At 74.0% G+C, this 13,305-nt stretch carries 13 protein-coding genes; 3 read left to right on the plus strand and 10 right to left on the minus strand.

Features of this window, described 5'->3' with window-relative positions; genetic code table 11:
* Window positions 1–119 precede the first annotated feature (119 nt).
* From Q0994_RS11920 to afsQ1, 3 genes are read right to left on the minus strand one after another with little or no spacing between them, the layout of a single operon-like run.
* A complete protein-coding gene (locus tag Q0994_RS11920; RefSeq protein ID WP_299532643.1) occupies window positions 120–746 on the minus strand; it encodes a hypothetical protein in 627 nt (208 codons plus the stop codon).
* On the minus strand, window positions 743–2,275 hold the full coding sequence (locus Q0994_RS11925; RefSeq protein WP_299532646.1) for a HAMP domain-containing sensor histidine kinase: 1,533 nt from the start codon (window positions 2,273–2,275) through the stop codon (window positions 743–745). Before Q0994_RS11925 ends, Q0994_RS11920 begins: the two co-directional genes overlap by 4 nt.
* Window positions 2,272–2,949, minus strand: a complete 678-nt coding sequence (afsQ1, locus tag Q0994_RS11930) for a two-component system response regulator AfsQ1 (RefSeq protein WP_299532649.1) — start codon at window positions 2,947–2,949, stop codon at window positions 2,272–2,274. Before afsQ1 ends, Q0994_RS11925 begins: the two co-directional genes overlap by 4 nt.
* 217 nt (window positions 2,950–3,166) lie before the next feature.
* Here afsQ1 and Q0994_RS11935 point away from each other — a divergent pair, with 217 nt between their 5' ends.
* A complete protein-coding gene (locus Q0994_RS11935) occupies window positions 3,167–3,946 on the plus strand; it encodes a SigE family RNA polymerase sigma factor (RefSeq protein ID WP_299532651.1) in 780 nt (259 codons plus the stop codon).
* Between the two features lie 626 nt (window positions 3,947–4,572).
* Here the strand turns inward: Q0994_RS11935 and Q0994_RS11940 are convergent.
* Window positions 4,573–5,208 carry a uridine kinase gene (locus Q0994_RS11940; RefSeq protein WP_299532653.1) on the minus strand — a complete coding sequence of 212 codons (636 nt, stop codon included), beginning with the start codon at window positions 5,206–5,208 and terminating at the stop codon, window positions 4,573–4,575.
* A 128-nt stretch (window positions 5,209–5,336) separates the two neighbouring features.
* On the opposite strand from Q0994_RS11940, the gene Q0994_RS11945 reads away from it, so the two are divergent.
* Window positions 5,337–5,756, plus strand: coding sequence for a hypothetical protein (locus tag Q0994_RS11945; protein ID WP_299532655.1), 420 nt, complete (start codon window positions 5,337–5,339; stop codon window positions 5,754–5,756).
* Window positions 5,757–5,826: 70 nt separating this feature from the next.
* On the opposite strand, the gene Q0994_RS11950 is transcribed toward Q0994_RS11945, so the two are convergent.
* From Q0994_RS11950 to deoC, 3 genes are read right to left on the minus strand one after another with little or no spacing between them, the layout of a single operon-like run.
* Window positions 5,827–6,729, minus strand: coding sequence for an aldehyde dehydrogenase family protein (locus tag Q0994_RS11950; protein WP_299532657.1), 903 nt, complete (start codon window positions 6,727–6,729; stop codon window positions 5,827–5,829).
* Window positions 6,726–8,198, minus strand: a complete 1,473-nt coding sequence (locus Q0994_RS11955; RefSeq protein ID WP_299532659.1) for an aldehyde dehydrogenase family protein — start codon at window positions 8,196–8,198, stop codon at window positions 6,726–6,728. Before Q0994_RS11955 ends, Q0994_RS11950 begins: the two co-directional genes overlap by 4 nt.
* Before the next feature lie 5 nt (window positions 8,199–8,203).
* Window positions 8,204–9,151 (minus strand): deoxyribose-phosphate aldolase, encoded by a 948-nt coding sequence (gene deoC / locus Q0994_RS11960; RefSeq protein ID WP_299533050.1) that lies wholly within the window; start codon window positions 9,149–9,151, stop codon window positions 8,204–8,206.
* Between the two features lie 155 nt (window positions 9,152–9,306).
* On the opposite strand from deoC, the gene Q0994_RS11965 reads away from it, so the two are divergent.
* Window positions 9,307–9,936 (plus strand): PH domain-containing protein, encoded by a 630-nt coding sequence (locus Q0994_RS11965; protein WP_299532661.1) that lies wholly within the window; start codon window positions 9,307–9,309, stop codon window positions 9,934–9,936.
* 63 nt (window positions 9,937–9,999) lie between these two features.
* On the opposite strand, the gene Q0994_RS11970 is transcribed toward Q0994_RS11965, so the two are convergent.
* From Q0994_RS11970 to Q0994_RS11980, 3 genes are all read right to left on the minus strand, one after another.
* Window positions 10,000–11,661 (minus strand): phospho-sugar mutase, encoded by a 1,662-nt coding sequence (locus Q0994_RS11970; RefSeq protein WP_299532663.1) that lies wholly within the window; start codon window positions 11,659–11,661, stop codon window positions 10,000–10,002.
* Between the two features lie 96 nt (window positions 11,662–11,757).
* Window positions 11,758–12,582 carry a purine-nucleoside phosphorylase gene (locus tag Q0994_RS11975; protein ID WP_299532665.1) on the minus strand — a complete coding sequence of 275 codons (825 nt, stop codon included), beginning with the start codon at window positions 12,580–12,582 and terminating at the stop codon, window positions 11,758–11,760.
* A 101-nt stretch (window positions 12,583–12,683) separates the two neighbouring features.
* Window positions 12,684–13,121, minus strand: a complete 438-nt coding sequence (locus Q0994_RS11980) for a gamma-glutamylcyclotransferase (RefSeq protein ID WP_299532667.1) — start codon at window positions 13,119–13,121, stop codon at window positions 12,684–12,686.
* Between the last annotated feature and the right edge of the window lie 184 nt (window positions 13,122–13,305).

The raw sequence follows: 13,305 nt of genomic DNA on the forward strand, positions 1-13,305 counted from the left end.
GAGCCCGGCGGAAAACACCTCCCGTGGTGGGTGATCCGCGGGACACCGGGGTACGCACCCCGCACCCCGAGCACCCCCCCGCGCACCCCGCGCCCCCGTCCGGACGGCGGCCGGACCGCTCAGTCCGGGGCGACCGGGTCCGGGGTGGCGAGTTCCTGCGGCCGGGCCTTGGTCTGCGCCGTGCAGGCGTACCCGCGCGGGGCGTACCTGCCCGGACCGCCGAGCAGCACCGTGCCCCCGGTGGCCAGGGCGGCGTCCTCGGCGAAGGTGCACACCAGCTGGGCGAGCGCCTCCTGCGCCAGGTCCTCCGGCTGCTCGCTCAGCCGCAGCGTCCCGGCCGGGTCGTCGGCACGGGCGCCCTCGACGCCGAGGTCCGAGGGCACCGCGGTGGTGAAGCCCGCCCGCCGCTCCTCGGTGAGCGGGGAACGCCGCGACTGGTCCAGCAGCTGCCGTGCGGTCCCCAGCCGGTCGCCGGGCAGCACGGGGACCGTGCGGTCCACGGTGACCAGTTCGGAGGCGCACAGCAGGTAGACGTGGACCAGGGCGGAGCCGGCCTCCGTGGAGCCGGAACCGGCGGCCGAGGTGCGGCACGGCACCCGCGAGGGCGCGGCCCCGCCGTCCACCGGCACCGACATGGTGCGGATGCCGCACCCGGCGAGCAGTGTCGCGGCCCCGGCGGCCGTGGCGACGAGCGCCAGCAGGGTCCGGGTCCCGGGCCTGGTCGTGCGGTCGCGGTGGGTGGTCACGCTGCTCCGCCTCCGTCGTCGTTGCCGCGGTCCCGCGAGCCGCCGGGGCCGGCGGCGTCGCCGTCGGCGTCACGGGGCAGCCGCAGCACGAACACCGCCCCGTCGCCGTCGGGGGAGTTGGCGGCGGTGATCGTGCCGCCGTGGATGAGCGCGTTCTCCATCGCGATCGAGAGGCCCAGCCCGCTGCCCTCGGAGCGCGGCCGGGAGGCGCTGGCCTTGTAGAAGCGGTCGAAGACGTGCGGGAGCACGTCCGCCGGGATGCCGGGACCGTGGTCGCGCACCTCGACGACCAGTTCCGGGCCCTCGGTCCGCACCGACACCCGCACCGGGGAACCGCCGTGCTTGAGCGCGTTGCCGATCAGGTTGGCGAGGATGACGTCGAGCCGGCGCGGGTCGAGCCGGACCATGATGCCGCGCTCCGCGTCCAGGTCCACCGCGTCCAGCCACGCGCGGGCGTCGATGCAGGCGGTCACCTGGTCCGCCACGTCCACGGTGTCCAGGACCAGGCGGGCGGTCCCCGCGTCGAAGCGGGTGACCTCCATCAGGTTCTCCACCAGGTCGTTGAGGCGCCGGGTCTCGCTCACCACCAGGTGCACGGCCGGCGCGATCATCGGGTCGAGGCTGTCGGCCTCGTCCTCCAGCACCTCGGCCACGGCGGTGATCGCGGTGAGCGGGGTGCGCAGCTCGTGCGACATGTCGGCGACGAACCGGCGGCTCGACTCCTCGCGGGCGCTCATGTCCGCGACGGTCTTCTCCAACGATATCGCGGCCCGGTTGAACGTCCGGGAGAGCTCGGCGAGTTCGTCGGTGCCGGACACCTCCAGCCGGGTGTCGAGCTTGCCCTCGCCGAGCTTGCGCGCCGCCTCGCCGAGCCGCTGCACCGGGCGCAGCACCGTCGTCGCCGCGGCCTGCGCGAGCAGAGCCGAGCCGACCAGCGCCAGCGTCGTCGCGATCCCGAGCGACCAGGCCAGCGAGTTGAGGTCCTGCCGTTCCTGGTCCAGCGACTTGAGCATGTAACCGGTCGGCCCGCCGCCGATGATCCGCGTACCCGCCACCAGGTACGGGGTCGAGCCGATGTTCGTACGCTGCCAGAACAGGTGGTACTCGGTCGGGTTCCCGGGCGTCACCTTCTGCTTCCTGGCGACCTGTTCCTGGAGCGAGACGGGCACGTCGGCCTTGGTGAAGGTGTCCAGGTCGGAGTAGCCGACGATCGGCTTGCCGCTGTCGCGCTCGTCCTCCAGCAGCACCGCGTAACCGCCCGCCGACATCTGCGTGGCGGTGGTCTGCAGGTCGTCCTTGGTCGGCCGCAGCGGCAGCGACGCCGCCCTGTTCTGCATCTGCCGCCGGAAGTCCCCGAGCGCCGCGTCCTGCGTACGCGTCAGCACCGCCTCACGGTTGAGCCAGTACGCGATCGCCGACGCGGACACCGCCGCCGTGAGCGCCACCAGGCCGAAGACCACGACCAGGCGCAGTCGCAGGCTGGTCCAGCGCAGCCCCGCGCGGACGGACCTGCCGGCGCGTCCGGTCACTGAGGCGAGTCCAGCCGGTACCCGACGCCGCGCACCGTACGGATCAGTGTGGGCGAGGACGGCACGTCCTCCACCTTCGCGCGCAGCCGCTGCACGCACGCGTCCACCAGCCGGGAGTCGCCGAGGTAGTCGTGCTCCCACACCAGCCGCAGCAACTGCTGCCGGGACAGCGCCTGTCCGGGCCGACGGCTCAGCTCCAGCAGCAGCCGCAGTTCCGTCGGGGTGAGCTGGAGGTCCTCGCCGTCCTTGGTGACCGTCATCGCGGAACGGTCGATGACCACGCTGCCGAAGGTCGCCGAATCCGTCGACTCCCGCTCGCCGCGCCGCAGCACGGCGCGGATGCGCGCGTCGAGCACCCGGCCCTGCACGGGCTTCACCACGTAGTCGTCGGCGCCGGACTCCAGGCCCACGACCACGTCGATGTCGTCACTGCGCGCGGTGAGCAGGATGATCGGCAGTTGGTCGGTGCGGCGGATGCGCCGGCACACCTCGAAACCGTCGATGCCGGGCAGCATCACGTCCAGCACGACCAGGTCCGGCCGCTGCTCGCGGAGCAGGTCGAGGCCGTCCTCTCCCGTCGCGGCGGTGGCCACCCGGTGGCCCTGGCGCGACAGCGAGAGTTCGAGGGCCGTGCGGATGGCGTCGTCGTCCTCGATCAGCAACAGGAAAGGCACGGGGGCCATTCTGGCCCATGGCGGCGGATCCGCACGACCGCGGGCCGCCACTTCCTGCTCCGCGGAACCGAATTCACCTGCGCCCCACGTGCCACGCAGGTCTCCGCAGGCCCTGTGACAGCTCTGTGACAGTCGGCGGACAACGCCATGAAATCGCCTTGGCAAGCTCGTTGTCACAGCGGACGCACGTCACTGGCACCGATGAAGGAGGCGCGGGATGAACGCACTGCACAGCACCGGTTCGAGCGCGGTGGTCACCCGTCTCCACGACTTCGGCGGCCGGGGCGCGGACAAGTCCGCCACCAGAGACGTGCGGGGGTGTGCGACGCGCGGCAACGGGCGTCCGCACCCGGTCCACATGGCGGTGGTCGAGGCGCTCGCGGGGGGCGAGCGCACCGGCACCGCCGACGGGGGGAGCACGGACGCGTACGGGGAGGTTCCGGGGGAACGGCAGTCCGCCGCGCGGACCGAGGACGCCGAAGCGGCGTTCACGGCCTACGTGAAGGAGCGCCGCGCCTCCCTGTACGCGACCGCCTACCACCTGACCGGTGACCGCTTCGAGGCCGAGGACCTGCTGCAGAGCGCCCTGTTCTCGACGTACCGCGCCTGGGACCGCATCACCGACAAGGCCGCGGTCGGCGGGTACCTCCGCCGCACCATGACCAACCTGCACATCAGCGCGTGGCGCAGGCGCAAGCTCAACGAGTACCCGACCGAGGAACTGCCGGAGACGGTCGGCGACTGCGACGCGATGCGCGGCACCGAACTGCGGTCGGTGCTCTGGCAGGCGCTCGCGCGGCTGCCCGAACTCCAGCGGACCATGCTGGTCCTGCGGTACTACGAGGGGCGCACCGATCCCGAGATCGCGGCGATCCTCGACATCAGTGTCGGCACGGTGAAGTCGAGCATCTGGCGGTCGCTCCGCCGGCTCCGCGAGGACGAGGTCCTCAGCTTCGGCCGTGACGAGAAGGAGTCCTTCGGCGAGCTGGTGGCCTGAGGCGCACGGGGGCCCCGGGGGGAAGCAAGGGGGCTCACGGGGGAAGCAACGGGGGATCGGGGGACGCCGCTCCGGGGGGAAGCGGCGCACACCGGGGGGAAACGGCGGGGCGGTAGGGGCTGGGGGGCCCGTACCGCCCCGCCGCCGTGTCCGGACGCCGGCGCGGGGCGCACGCGCCGGCCGGCTACTTCGCCGTGAGGGCCTTCGCCACCTGCCGGTCGAAGTCCGTGCCGGAGACCGGCGCGCCCTTCGCGTCGAGTACGTCGACCGGGGTGTCGTTCACCTTCACCGTCGGGGTGCCGGTGACGTCGCTGTCGTAGAACGCGTCGGCGACCTGCGCCCACGGCAGGTACGTGCCTTCCTTGACCGCCTCGTTGAAGGCCGGGGTGCGCAGTCCGTCGACCTCGCCCGCGAGCTCCAGCAGGGTCGCCGAGGAGCCGAAGCCGTGCGGTGACCCGGATCCGACACGCCCGGCGGGCCGGGGGCCGGGGCGCGGAACCCGTGGTCCGGGCCGCGCACCACCTCAGACTGGGCGCGCACCCGCCCGCCGCCGGAAGCCGACGGTCCCCGGCCCGTCCGAGAACGTCCCCGCGGGCGCGGGGCGAAGGTCCCGCCGCCCGCAGGCGCTACTTCGGGACCGGCGTCCCCCGCCGGCACCGCCCCGCCGCGGCGGCGGCCAGCCGGCCGAGCGCCTCCTGCTTGCCGCAGGGATGGGCGCCCAGCGCCGTCTGGCGGGCCACGATGCGGCGCTCGGCGCGCATCAGCCGCCACCCCCGCCGCAGCAGGAACGGCACCGATTTACGGCCCTCGCGGACATCGCGGACGAGACGCCGCCGGAAAGTCGTCGTCGGCCGCCCCCGCAGGCACAGGGCGTCGGCCAGCAGCCCCAGCTCCTGGCAGCGCGCGACGATGTCGGCGGCGAAGATGCCCTCGGCCACGAAGAGCGGGGAGCGCTCGATGTGCAGGATCTCCCGGTCCACCCGCGAACTGCTCGCGAGGTCGTACACGGGGACCAGGGTGCGGCCCGTCCGGCAGAGTTCGGCGATGGCGGCGAGGGCCGCGTCCGCGTCCCATGAGTCCGCCGAGTCCCAGTCGATGTCGGTGCTGCCGGCCACCAGCGGGAGCGACGGATCGTCGCCCTCCTTGTAGAAGTCGTCCAGTCGCAGCACGGGCAGCCCGGTGCGGGCGGCGAGGTGGGACTTGCCCGAGCCGGAGGGGCCGGTCAGCAGGACGACGCGGGTCGGTATCGCGGGGGAACTCACAGAACAAAAGTGTGACGCATGACCCGGGCAGGGGACCCCTCGAAGGTCCTGTTGGTATCGAGCATCACACGTCCACTACGCTGCGTGTGCGTACGACTACCCTTCCAGGCTCGATCAGGTGGGAACACATGGCACGTCATGCACGACCCAAGGCCTCGCACCGCGTGCTGCTGCGCGCCGGGCTGACCATCACCGCGACGGCGGCCGCACTCGGCGCCACGGGAGCGGTCGCCCAGGCCGCGCCGCAGGTCGCACCGGTCGCCGAGAGCGACAGCGCGCTCGCCGCGATCGGCGGGACGGCCGGTCCGGCCCTGACCACCGCGCTCGGCCACTCGATCGCCGGCGGGCTCGGCCCGGCGACCTCCCTCCAGCTCGACCCGCTGGCCGGGACGGGGGTGGACCCGCTGGACAACGCGGTCGCCACCCAGATCGCGGACTTCAAGCCGGTCTCCACCGCGCTCGTCACCGACCACCTCACCAACGGCGGCGCCCTGCGCGACCTCCCGGTCGTCGGCCCCGTCACGGAACTGGTGACCGGCACCCGCTGACCGGCCCCGGAGGCGCTCCGCTTCCGTACCCGTACGGCAGCGGAGCGCCCCGGCCCCGGCGGAGAGGTTCTCAGTACGAGGACCCGCCCGTGCCCAGCGCGCCCGTCGGGTGCCAGACCGTCTTGGTCTCCAGGACGGCCGTCATCCGGCGGGTGCCGGGGGCGGCGGTCCAGTCGGCCGCCGCGTCCACAGGCTGTGGACGCAGCACCCGCTTCAGGTTGTCGGCCGCCGCGATCTCCAGCTCCTTCGCCAGCGCGGGGTCCGCGCCGGTGAGGTCGATGGCGTTCACGTCCTGGTGCGACGCGAGCGGGGCCGCGATCTCGGCCGTCCGGCCGGACAGGAAGTTGACCACCCCGCCCGGCAGGTCGGAGACGGCCAGCACCTCGCCCAGCGCCAGGGCCGGCAGCGGGGCTTCGGCGGAGGCGACCACCACGGCGGTGCAGCCGGTGGCGATCACCGGGGCGATCACGGAGACGAGCCCGAGGAACGACGACTCCTGCGGGGCCAGCACCGCGACCACGCCGGTCGGTTCGGCCGTCGAGAGGTTGAAGTAGGGCCCGGCGACCGGGTTGGCGCCGCCCACGACCTGGCCGATCTTGTCGGTCCATCCCGCGTACCAGACCCAGCGGTCCACCGCGGCGTCCACCACCGCGGCCGCCTTCGACTTCGACAGGCCCTCCGCGTCCGCGACCTCGCGGGCGAACTGGTCCCGGCGGCCCTCCAGCATCTCGGCGACCCGGTAGAGGATCTGGCCGCGGTTGTACGCCGTCGCCCCCGACCAGCCGCCGAACGCCTTGCGGGCGGCGACCACCGCGTCCCGCGCGTCCTTGCGGGACGACTGCGGCGCGTTGGCCAGCCACCGGCCCTTGGAGTCGCTCACCTCGTACACCCGGCCGCTCTCGGAACGCGGGAACTGTCCGCCCACGTACAGCTTGTAGGTCTTGAAGACGGTCAGACGGTCGGCCGCGGTCATCGGGCCTCTCCCTCGGTGCTCGGTGCGGCGCCGGGCGCGGCGAGGTACGCCTCCAGGCCGTGCCGGCCGCCCTCGCGGCCGTAGCCCGACTCCTTGTAGCCGCCGAACGGCGACGTCGGGTCGAACTTGTTGAACGTGTTGGCCCACACGACGCCCGCCCGAAGCCTGTTCGCCACCGCGAGGATGCGGGAGCCCTTCTCCGACCAGATGCCGGCGGAGAGGCCGTACTGGCTGTTGTTGGCCTTGGCGACCGCCTCGTCGGGCGTGCGGAACGTCAGCACCGACAGCACCGGGCCGAAGATCTCGTCACGGGCCACCGTGTGCGCCTGGGTGACGCCGGTGAACAGCGTGGGGGCGAACCAGTAGCCGGAGGAGGGCAGTTCGCACGGGGCGGTCCAGCGCTCCGCGCCCTCCGCCTCGCCGGTCTCCGCCAGCGCGGTGATCCGCGCGAGCTGCTCGGCGGAGTTGATCGCGCCGATGTCGGTGTTCTTGTCGAGCGGGTCGCCCAGGCGCAGCGTGGAGAGCCTGCGCTTCAGCGCGTCCAGCAGCTCCTCCTCGATCGACTCCTGCACCAGCAGCCGCGAACCGGCGCAGCAGACCTGCCCCTGGTTGAAGAAGATGCCGTTGACGACGCCCTCGACCGCCTGGTCGATCGGCGCGTCGTCGAAGACGATGTTGGCGCCCTTGCCGCCCAGCTCCAGCGTGACCCGCTTGCCGGTGCCCGCGACCTGCCGGGCGATGGCCTTGCCTACGGCGGTCGAGCCGGTGAACGCGACCTTGTCCACGTCCTCGTGCGCGACCAGCGCCGCGCCCGCGTCGCCGTAGCCGGTCAGGATGTTGACGACGCCCTTCGGCAGGCCCGCCTGCCGGCAGATGTCCGCGAAGAACAGCGCGGAGAGCGGGGTGGTCTCGGCGGGCTTCAGCACCACCGTGTTGCCGGTGGCGAGCGCCGGGGCGACCTTCCAGGCCAGCATCAGCAGCGGGAAGTTCCACGGGACGACCTGTCCGGCCACGCCCAGCGGGCGCGGGTCCGCGCCGAAGCCCGCGTGGTCCAGCTTGTCGGCCCAGCCCGCGTAGTAGAAGAAGTGCGCGGCGACCAGCGGGAGGTCCGCGTCGCGGGTCTCCCTGATCGGCTTGCCGTTGTCCAGGGTCTCCAGCACCGCCAGTTCGCGGCTGCGCTCCTGGATGATCCGGGCGATCCGGAAGAGGTACTTGGCGCGCTCGGAGCCCGGCAGCGCCGACCACGTCCCGAACGCCCGCCGGGCCGCCCGCACCGCGCGGTCGACGTCCGCCGCGCCCGCCCGCGCGACCTCGGACAGCACCTCCTCGGTGCTCGGCGAGACCGTCTTGAAGACCTTGCCGTCGGCGGCCTCGGTGAACTCGCCGTCGATGAACAGCCCGTACGAGGGCGCGATGTCGACGACCGACCGGGACTCCGGGGCGGGCGCGTACTCGAAAACAGATGCCATGGTGATCAGTCCACCGTCACGTAATCGGGGCCGGAGTACCGGCCGGTGGCCAGCTTCTGGCGCTGCATCAGCAGGTCGTTGAGGAGGCTCGACGCGCCGAACCGGAACCAGTGGCTGTCCAGCCAGTCCGCGCCCGCGGTCTCGTTGACCAGCACCAGGAACTTCAGCGCGTCCTTGGTGGTGCGGATGCCGCCCGCGGGCTTCACCCCGACCTGCGTCCCGGTCCGCGCGCGGAAGTCGCGCACCGCCTCCAGCATCAGCAGGGTGTTGGCGGGAGTGGCGTTGGTCGCCACCTTGCCGGTCGACGTCTTGATGAAGTCGGCGCCCGCCAGCATCCCCAGCCAGGAGGCCCGCCGGATGTTGTCGTACGTGGAGAGCTCGCCGGTCTCGAAGATGACCTTGAGGCGGGCGTCGCCGCACTCGGCCTTCACGGCGACGATCTCCTCGTACACCTTGAGATAGCGGCCGGAGAGGAAGGCGCCGCGGTCGATCACCATGTCGATCTCGTCGGCACCCGCCGCCACCGCGTCGCGCACGTCGGCCAGCTTGACCTCCAGCGCGGCGCGCCCGGCGGGGAAGGCGGTGGCCACCGAGGCCACCTTCACCCCGGAGCCGGCCAGCGCGGCGACCGCGGTGGCCGCCATGTCGGGATAGACGCAGACCGCGGCCGTGCGGGGGGTTGCGCGGTCCGTCGGGTCCGGGTGCACGGCCTTGGCGCACAGCGCCCTGACCTTGCCGGGGGTGTCCGCGCCCTCGAGCGTCGTCAGGTCGATCATCGAGATGGCGAGGTCGATGGCGAACGCCTTGGCGGTGGTCTTGACCGACCGGGTGCCGAGGGCGGCGGCGCGCGCTTCCAGGCCGACGGCGTCGACGCCGGGCAGCCCGTGCAGGAAGCGGCGCAGCGCACCGTCGGACGCGGTCGCGTCGGCGAATGCGGGAGCAGTGGTGGGCATGGTCACCAGAGGAGCATATCTACGCGCGTAGCGACCTGTACAGGGGGTGGGGTCGCCGCCCCGGACTCCGCCTCGGACCCCGCGCCGGTCCCCGCGCGGGCCCCCGCGGGCGGCCGCCCCGCCGTCCGCGGGCGGCGTCAGGCACAATCGGGCGCATGACGAGTCCCAGTCCCTCCGCCTCCGACGAACCCGCCTACGCCGACCGCACCTACCGGTCGGGCGCGGGGGTGGCCGCCGGTGTGCTGTTGCTGCTGCTGGCGCTCTGGCTCGCCGGGGACGCGATGTTCCGGGGCCACGGCCGCACGCCGTGGGTGGCGCTCGCGGGCCTGGTCTTCGCCGTGCCCCTGGTCGTGGCGTTCACCCTGCGGCCCGCCGTCTTCACCAACGCCGCCCGCGTGCGCGTCCGCAACCCCTTCCGTACCGTCGAGCTGCCGTGGGCGCAGGTCGCCGACGTACGCGCCGCCTACTCCACCGAACTGGTCGCCGGGGACGGCGCCACGTTCCAGATGTGGGCGGTGCCGGTCTCGCTGCGGGCCCGCAAGCGGGCCGTCCGGCAGGCCGGACGCCCGGAGCGGGGCGGCATCGGGGGCACGGCAGCGCCCCGCCCGGCGGCGGCCGACCAGGCGGTCTCGGATTTCCGGAAACTCATCGGGGACGCTCAGTCCGCCGGCCGCCCGGCCGGGACCGCGGGAGGGACGCCGCGGACGGTGCGCTGGGCCTACGAGATCATCGCGCCGGCCGTCGTCGGGGCGGTGGCGCTGGTGGTGCTGTTCTCCGCCACCTGAGCCCTCCGGGGCACGGGCCCCCGGTCGTGACGCCGGCGCCCCGCGCACGCTCCGGCACCGTGGTCAGATCCCGGCGGCCGCGGCCAGGTCCTTCTTGATCCCGGCCAGCAGCCGCGCCGCCTCGGCGCGCGCGGCGGGCAGCGCCGCCGCCGACCCCACCGGCACCACGACCTCCAGGTAGCACTTCAGCTTCGGCTCGGTGCCGCTCGGGCGGACGATCACCCGCGCCCCGTCCAGCCGGTAGCGCAGGCCGTCGGTGGGGGGCAGCGCGGCGGAACCCGCCGACAGGTCCTCGGCCGAGGTGACGGCGAGACCCGCCAGCGAGGCCGGCGGCCGCTCGCGCAGCCGGGCCATCGCGTCCGCGATGACCGTCAGGTCCTCCACCCGGACCGAGAGCTGGTCGGTGGCGTGCAGCCCGTGCGCGAGCGCCAGGTCGTCCAGCAGGTCCAGCAGGGTGCGGCCCCGTTCCTTGAGGGCGGAGGCCAGTTCGGCGACGAGCAGCGCCGCCGTGACGCCGTCCTTGTCGCGGACCCCGTCCGGGTCCACGCAGTACCCGAGCGCCTCCTCGTAGCCGTACCGCAGCCCCTCGACGCGGGCGATCCACTTGAAGCCGGTCAGCGTCTCCTCGTGGCCGAGGCCGGCCCGCTCGGCGATGCGGCCGAGCAGCGAGGAGGACACGATCGAGGCAGCGAACACGCCCGTCGCGCCGCGCTCCACGAGGTGGGCGGCGAGCAGCGCGCCGACCTCGTCGCCGCGCAGCATCCGCCATCCGCCGTCGGCGTCCGGGTCCGGCACGGCGACGGCGCAGCGGTCGGCGTCGGGATCGTTGGCGATCACCAGGTCGGGGTGTTCCCGGCGGGCGGTGGCGAAGGCCAGGTCCATCGCGCCGGGCTCCTCCGGGTTGGGGAAGGCGACGGTGGGGAAGTCCGGGTCCGGCTCGGCCTGTTCGGCGACCAGCACCGGTTCGGGGAAGCCGGCCCGGGCGAACGCGGCCGTCACCACGGAGGTGCCGACGCCGTGCAGCGCCGTGTGGACGATCCGGGCGGTGCGGGGCGATCCGGCGGTCAGCACCGCGTCGGTGCGCTCCAGGTACGCGTCCAGCACCTCCTCGCCCAGCACCTGCCAGCCGCTCTCCGGGCGGCCGACGCCCGCGAGCGGGCCCACCGCGTCGATGGCCGCGGCGATCTCGCCGTCGGCGGGCGGCACGATCTGGGAGCCGTCGCCGAGGTAGACCTTGTAGCCGTTGTCGCGCGGCGGGTTGTGGCTGGCGGTCACCTCGACGCCGGCGACGGCCCCCAGGCGCCGTATGGCGTACGCGAGGACGGGGGTGGGCAGCGGGCGGGGCAGCAGCGCGGCCCGCAGGCCGGCGCCGGTCATCACCGCGGCGGTGTCCCGGGCGAAGTCGGCGGACAGGTGGCGGGCGTCGTAGCCGACCACCACCAGTGCGTCCGGCCCGGCGCCGTGCGCCTTCAGGTACGCGGCGAGGCCGGCCGCGGCCCGGATCACCACGGAACGGTTCATCCGCATCGGGCCCGCGCCCAGCTCGCCCCGCAGCCCGGCGGTGCCGAACCGGAGGGTGCCGGCGAACCGGGCCGCGAGGTCGGCCGCCGCGGCCGGCTCACCGGACGACGCGGCTGCGACCAGCCGGGCCAGCTCGTCCCGCGTCCGCGGGTCGGGGTCCTCGGCCAGCCAGGTCCTGGCCCGCTCGATCAGGTCGTCCTGCACGGGGTCCGCCTTTCGGGGCGTCGGGGTGGGACCGGCCGCACGGCGCCGCGCGGCCGGCGGGCCGGGGCCGGTCCGGGCCCCGGCCGTTCGGGCGGGTCAGACGCGTTCCAGCACCCGGGCCAGCAGCGCGCCCATGCGGGTGGCCGAGTCGCGGCCGGCCCGCAGCACCTCTTCGTGGTTGAGCGGCTCGCCGGAGAGGCCGGCGGCCAGGTTGGTGACGAGGGAGATGCCCAGCACCTCGGCGCCGGCCTCGCGCGCCGCGATGGCCTCCAGGACCGTGGACATGCCCACCAGGTCGCCGCCCATCACCCGGACCATGTTGATCTCGGCGGGGGTCTCGTAGTGCGGGCCGGGGAACTGCACGTACACGCCCTCTTCGAGGGTCGGGTCGATCTCCTTGCAGAGCGCGCGCAGCCGGGGGGAGTACAGGTCCGTCAGGTCCACGAAGTTCGCGCCGACGATCGGCGAGGCCGCCGTCAGGTTGATGTGGTCGGAGATCAGCACCGGCTGGCCGGGGCGCATGCCCTCGCGGAGCCCGCCGCAGCCGTTGGTCAGCACCACGGTCTTGCACCCGGCGGCGACGGCGGTACGCACTCCGTGGGCGACGGCGGCGACCCCGCGGCCCTCGTAGAAGTGCGTCCGGCCGAGGAAGACCAGGGCGCGCTTGGCGCCGATCCGGTACGAGCGGATGGTCCCGCCGTGGCCCTCGACCGCCGGGGCGGGGAAGCCGGGCAGGTCGGTGACCGGGAACTCGGCCTCCGGGACGCCGAGCGCGTCGCCGGCGGGGGCCCACCCGGAGCCCATCACCACGGCCACGTCATGGGTCTCGGCGCCGGTCAGCTCGCGCAGTCGGGCAGCGGCGCCCGCGGCGGCGGCGTGCGGGTCGCGCTGGTTCTCGTCCGGGATCACAGATGCGTTCACCGCACGAGGGTAACCGCTGATTCCCTACGCGCGTAGATGCGCCTGTCGCCGACTTCGGCGGCGACGGCCCGCCGCGGGTCGCGGGGCCGCCTCCGGGGGGATCAGCAGGGGCGCTTGCGGAGCTCCATCGTGTAGTCGTGCGGGGCGCCCGCCGACTCGGCGGCGTCCGCGATCTCGCCCAGGTAGCGGGCCGAGGGGAGGCCGCCCTCGTAGCCGTTGAGCACGTACATCCAGGCCGGCTCCTCGCCGTCCAGGGTGTGCACCCGCACGCGCATCCGCCGGTAGATGTCCAGGCCGACGCCCTCCCAGCGGTCCATGGAGTCCTCGTCCATGGGCGCGAGGTCGTACAGCGCGACGAAGACCTGGGAGCGCGGCGCCTCCACCACCGTGGCGAGCGCGCCCTCCCAGCCCATCTGCTCCCCGCCGAAGGTCAGCCGCCAGCCGTTGAGCCAGCCGGTGCCGCGCAGCGGGGAGTGGGGAGCGCGGCGCGTCATCAGCCGCGCGTCGAGGTTGCCGGCGTACGCGGCGTAGAGCGACATGGGATCGAGGGTACGGGAGGAGGGGCGCGGTGTGCGGCCGGTTGTGATCCGCAACGGAAAGCTCGCACCCCCGCGGCCTGTTGCTTTCCCGGTGTTTCCGCGGGGCGGGCGCGCCCCTGACCCGTTCGGTGGGACCCGGGGCGAGGCCGGTGTGCGCGTGCGGGACAATGAAGTACGTACTGCA

The organism is uncultured Streptomyces sp., from assembly GCF_947488945.1.
Lineage (GTDB): Bacteria > Actinomycetota > Actinomycetes > Streptomycetales > Streptomycetaceae > Streptomyces.

What these genes read in the sequence shown, in the direction of transcription:
- Q0994_RS11950 (WP_299532657.1), bottom strand. Translation starts at nt 6,729, where the DNA reads ATGACCGCGGCCGACCGTCTGACCGTCTTCAAGACCTACAAGCTGTAC.
- Q0994_RS11945 (WP_299532655.1), top strand. Translation starts at nt 5,337, where the DNA reads ATGGCACGTCATGCACGACCCAAGGCCTCGCACCGCGTGCTGCTGCGC.
- deoC (WP_299533050.1), bottom strand. Translation starts at nt 9,151, where the DNA reads ATGCCCACCACTGCTCCCGCATTCGCCGACGCGACCGCGTCCGACGGT.
- Q0994_RS11955 (WP_299532659.1), bottom strand. Translation starts at nt 8,198, where the DNA reads ATGGCATCTGTTTTCGAGTACGCGCCCGCCCCGGAGTCCCGGTCGGTC.
- Q0994_RS11965 (WP_299532661.1), top strand. Translation starts at nt 9,307, where the DNA reads ATGACGAGTCCCAGTCCCTCCGCCTCCGACGAACCCGCCTACGCCGAC.
- Q0994_RS11935 (WP_299532651.1), top strand. Translation starts at nt 3,167, where the DNA reads ATGAACGCACTGCACAGCACCGGTTCGAGCGCGGTGGTCACCCGTCTC.
- Q0994_RS11980 (WP_299532667.1), bottom strand. Translation starts at nt 13,121, where the DNA reads ATGTCGCTCTACGCCGCGTACGCCGGCAACCTCGACGCGCGGCTGATG.